Annotated in this window: 1 protein-coding gene; it reads right to left on the bottom strand. The window is 74.6% G+C overall.

Going from position 1 to position 4,287, the window contains the following annotated elements:
- On the bottom strand, window positions 1–4,099 hold a 4,099-nt coding region (locus ABZ193_RS43340; RefSeq protein WP_354714649.1), incomplete at its 3' end, for an HAD-IC family P-type ATPase.
- Between the last annotated feature and the right edge of the window lie 188 nt (window positions 4,100–4,287).

Raw genomic sequence — 4,287 nt, 5'->3', positions numbered from 1 at the left:
ATCTACACCGGACCTTTAACACTCTTCCCCTACCCCCCGCTCTCCCTTCCCCCCGGGGGCGGCGGCCGGTCGCCCGCCCCCCCATCCCCGGGGTCGTGGCGCCGAGGGTCGTCACCCCGGCGCGCACGCCGATGTCCTTCTGCAAGCGCTTGCCCAGCGAGCTCTCCGGCCCCTCTCTCAGCAGGTCGGAGCCGTCCTCGGGCCGCCGCAACGCGATCGCCAGCGCAGGCGCCAGGTCGGTCAGCAGGTTGACCAGCAGGAACTGCCGGGCACCGAGCGGCGACCGGCCGGTGAGCGTCGCGCCGAGCACGCTGAACCCGATCTCGCCGAGGTTCCCGCCGAGCAGGATCGCCAGCGCCTCCCGCACCGAGGCCCACATCGCCCTGCCCTCGACGAGCGCCGCGATGATCGTCTCCAGGCGGTCGTCGGTCACCACCAGGTCGGCCGCGGCCCGCGCGGCCGGTGCGCCGTGCCCGCCGAGCGCGATGCCGACGTCCGCGAGCCGGATCGCGGGCGCGTCGTTCGCGCCGTCCCCGGTCATCGCGACCGTGTGGCCGTGCTTCTGGTACGCCTTGATGATCCGGACCTTCTGCGCCGGGCTGCACCGCGCCACCACGTCCACGGTCTCCAAAGTGGACGCCAGCTGTTCGTCGTCCATCGCGTCCAGCTCGGCGCCGGTCACCACGTGCAGGTCGGCGCCGTCCTCGCTGACCTTGCCCGCGATCGCCTCACCGGTGTCCGGGTGGTCGCCGGTGATCATCACGATCTGCACGCCCGCCGCCCGCAGGTCCGCCGCCGCGGCCGCCGCGCTCCCCCGCACCGGGTCGGCGATCGCGACGAAACCCTTGAACCGCAAGCCCGTCACGGCCTCCTCGTCGAGCGTCGCACTGTCCGGAGTGGACTCGGCGACGGCGAGCACCCGCTGCCCGGCCTTGGCCAGCTTCTTCATCCGGCCCGCCAGCTTCTTCCGCCTGCCCTCGTCCAGGTCGCAGCGCGGCAGCACGGACTCCGGCGCGCCCTTGACGCTCAGCACCAGTCCGTCGCCGTTGCGCATCAGCGAGGCGTGGTAGCCGCGGGACGGCTCGAACGGCACCGCGTCGACCAGTTCCCAGCCGTCGGTGTGCACGGAAACCCGGCGCGCGCCCTCGACGATCGCGCGGTCCGTCGCGTGCGGCAGATCGGACGGGTCGTCGGCGTGCGGCGTCGCCCGCAGCGCGGTGAGCAGCACCGACTCGGTCTCGTCGTCCAGGTCCTCGATCTTGCGGCGCTTGTGGCCGTCGTCGACCTCGTGGACCGTCAGCGTCCCCTCGGTCAGGGTGCCGGTCTTGTCGAAGCACAACACGTCGACGCGGCCCAGCGCCTCGATGCTGCGCGGGTTGCGGACCAGCGCGTTGTGCTCGGCGAGCCGCCGCGCTGCCGCCAGTTGCGCGGCGCTGACCAGGAACGGCAACCCCTCCGGCACCGACGCGACGGCCAGGTTCACCGCGGCGGACAGGCTTTCCCGCAGCGGCACCCGGCGCAGCAGGCCGGCGCCGGCCACCGCGACGGCCGACCCGATCGCCAGCGGCATCGACTTCGAGGTCAGCTCGGCCAGCCGGGTCTCGACCCCGGTCACCGGCGCGTTCTCGCGCGCCATCGCCATGCTGCGGCCCGCCTCGGTGTCCGCGCCGGTCGCGACGACGATGCCGATGGCCTCCCCGGCCGCGATCGTCGTGCCCTCGTACAGCATCGACGCGCGCTCGGCGACGTCCGCGGCGATCACCGGCGACGGGTCCTTCGCCACCGGCAGCGACTCGCCGGTCAGCGACGACTCGTCCGCCTCGACGCCGTCGGCTTCGAGCAGGCGGCAGTCCGCGGGCACGACGTCGCCGGAGCTCAGCTTGACGACGTCGCCGGGCACCAGGTCGTCCGCGCTGACCACGCGCTCCCGGCCGCCGCGGATCACCGTGGTGCTGATCGCCGACCGGCTCAGCAGCTCGGCCAGCTGCTTCTCGGTGTGGACCTGCTGGAGGCTGCCGACCAGCGCGGACACGCCGGTGATCCCGGCGACGAGCGCGGCGTCCACCGGCGACCCGACGGACGCGGACAACGCGGCGCCGCCGATCAGGACCGGGGTGAGCGGGTTGGACAGCTCGTTGATGAACGCCTGCATCAGGCTCGTCCGGCCGCCGCTGCCGGTGCCGCGGGCGCGGGCGCGCTTCTCGGCGGCGTCGTCGCTCAGGCCGTCCGGGTCGGCGCCGAGGCGGTCGAGCACGACGTCCACCGGCATCAGGTGCCACGGCGCGGCGTCGCCGGCCAGGCTCGTGTCCCGCTCGGCGAGCTTCTTGGCGCGGCGGTGCGCGTTGGTGAGTGCGACGGCCGCGCCCAGGTTGACCGCCCGCATCGCCCGGTTGGCCGGGCTGCGGCGCCCCGGCTGCAGCGCGCTGACCGCTCCGACACCGGTCGCGCCCTGGGACAGCCAAATGCTGTCGCGGTTGACCTCGCGGGCGGCGGCTATCGCGTCGACGACCAGCGCCGCGATGCCGATCTCCTCGCCGATCAGCAGGTGCGCGCCCCACGGCGGCGGGTCGCCTGGCCGCTGGGTGCCGATGCCGCAGTCGGCGGCGCCGAGCGCGCGCCGGTTGTCGGACACCAGCATCACCACGTGCCCCTCGCCCTGCAGCTCGCGCACCGTCGAGACGAGGCGCTCACCGCCGGGCATGAGCCGGTCGGCCTCGAACGCGGCGTGCCCGCCGTTGGCGCTGACGACCTCGACGTTCGCGCGCCGGGCGGCGGCGATCACCGCGGCCACGCCCGGCGGCACCTGCCTGCCGAGCCCGATGACGGCGGTCAGCTGCTGATCCCGCACCAGGCCGAGGACCGCCGCGGCGCCACGCTTCTCCAGCTGCTCGCGCTCGTGCGCGCCCTGGTCGACGCCCAGCTCGTCGAGCGGGCCGAGGCGCCAGCCGTCGTCCTCGTGGACCTTGCCGGGGGTGTGCGCGTCGAACAGCTGCCAGGCGCGTTCGACCAGCTCGCTGGCGTCGCCGTCGCCGACGGGGACGAGGTCATTGAGGACCATGCGCCCGGTGTCGAAGGCCTGCTCGTCGAGGACGAGGGTGTCGATGGCGTCCAGGTGTCGCAGCACCCCGCGGTCCATGACGAGCACGCCCTCGGTGGCCAGGACGCGGCCGAGGCGCGCGCCGAACGCGGTGCGCCCGGCCTCGGCGGCCTTGGGCAGTGCGGCCAGGCCGATGCCGATCGCCCGGCGGGGACGCGCGAACGGCAGCGAGACGGCGGCCGCGGCGGCGCCGAGGTTGAGGATGCGCTGCTCGTACTGTTCGACCGGGCCGTCCGGGATCTCGCGCGGCCGCTCGACGACGACCGGTCCGGCTGCGGCGTCCTCCGGGCCGTGGATCAGGCGGCTCTCCGCCTGGCACCACAGCCGTTCGTGCGCGCGGGCCTCACGCCACTGCTCGGCGCGCTGGATGATGTCGACGACCGTGCCCTCGCCGCCGGAGGCCAGGCCCTGCGCGAACGCGCCGAAGGCCGAGGTCGCGGTGTCCGCCTTCTCGCTGCTGCCGGCCCGCTCGGCGGCGATCTTGCGCAGGCGCGGGTGCAGGTCGACGACGTTGGGCAGCGCGGCGATCTCGGTCGGGATCGGCGCCCACGGCGCGAGCCGGGTGATCAGCGACAGACCGAGGCCGAGGGTGTCGGCGGCCAGGGTCGGCAGGAGGCGGGTGCCGCGCAGGCCGTCGGCGGGGTGGTGCAGCTCGTCCTCTTTGATCTCTTCGCCGACGCCGTTGGGCGCGCCCTCGGCCTCCTCGACGACGCGGATCAGCTCGTCGCTGTCCGGGGCGGGGTCGTCGACGCCGATGATCACCCGGGAGGAGGGCGCGTTGACCCGGGCCCACGCGACGCCCGGGTGGCGCTGCACGGCCTGCTCGATGCGCTGCGCGACCGCTTCGCCGCCCGGCCCGTGCACCCCGTGGGCCTCGATGTGCAGCCGTCCCGGGCAGGACCACACCCGGCGGCGGGGCCTGCTCAGCGGCGACAACACCGCCCCGGCGAGGCCCTTCACCGCCGACACCGGACCGGGCACCCGGACACCCAGCAACTCCATGAACCACTCCCGCACCTCGACGCCTCAGGTGCATGGGGTTGCCCATTACGGGTGAAGATATGCGTGCTGCCGCAGGTCGGCCCCGGATTTCCGGGACCGGCCATGCGGCTGCCTCGCGATGAGTTGCCCGCCCGGGCAGGCGAGCCGACCACTCCGGACGGCGAGCTCGCCGTTTCCGGCGGCGAGCT

Source organism: Amycolatopsis sp. NPDC006125, assembly GCF_040614195.1.
Taxonomy (GTDB): Bacteria; Actinomycetota; Actinomycetes; order Mycobacteriales; family Pseudonocardiaceae; genus Amycolatopsis_E; species Amycolatopsis_E tucumanensis.
The sequence above is the reverse complement of the archived record's forward strand: the minus strand, read 5'-3'. Positions and strand labels throughout refer to the sequence as shown.